Below are 619 nucleotides of genomic sequence, written 5' to 3'. Positions count from 1 at the left end.
AAGCTCACCGTCGAAACAGCATTGAATGCCGAGCTCGGTCACGAGAAAAATGTCCCCAAAGCAGGCTCGAATACCCGTAAGCGTCGTCTCAGCACCGTCTGGCAGATCCTGAAATTCCTGAGAGGATAGTGGACACCAAATATGGTGGACGCTATCCATGAAATCATTAACCGCAGTGCGTAAAAAAAGCCCTAATTATCCCGTTGAGTTCAAAATCAAAATGGTTGAACTCTCGCATCGACCAGAGATCTCCGTAGCGCAACTCGCTCGTGAGCATGGGATCAACGATAATCTGTTGTTCAAGTGGCGTCAGTACTGGCGCGAAGGAAAACTACGTCCTCCTTCAACAACAGAAAACAGCGTGCCTGAGCTGCTCCCGATAACACTTGATGCCGAAGATGTTGTTCCTGCAACCTCCTCACTGTCACAACCTGTAGCTGCTGCGGCATCTGAATCACTCAATATCTGCTGTGAAGTGACGTTCCGGCACGGATCACTCCGTCTGAATGGTGCCATCAGCGAAAATATCCTGAACCTGCTGATACGGGAGCTCAAACGTTGATCCCATTACCATCAGGGACAAAGATCTGGCTGGTCGCTGGTATCACCGATATGAGAA

At 49.6% G+C, this 619-nt stretch carries 1 protein-coding gene; it reads left to right on the top strand.

The window, feature by feature from the left end; all coding sequences use genetic code 11:
- Positions 1–157 precede the first annotated feature (157 nt).
- The gene (gene tnpA, locus FU672_RS24825; protein WP_148245233.1) at positions 158–562 is read left to right on the top strand and encodes an IS66-like element accessory protein TnpA; all 405 of its coding nucleotides are present in this window, start codon (positions 158–160) and stop codon (positions 560–562) included.
- Positions 563–619 lie beyond the last annotated feature (57 nt).

It is taken from the genome of Enterobacter asburiae, assembly GCF_008080435.1.
Taxonomy (GTDB): Bacteria; Pseudomonadota; Gammaproteobacteria; order Enterobacterales; family Enterobacteriaceae; genus Enterobacter; species Enterobacter asburiae_C.
This window is presented reverse-complemented; position numbering and strand designations above follow the sequence as displayed.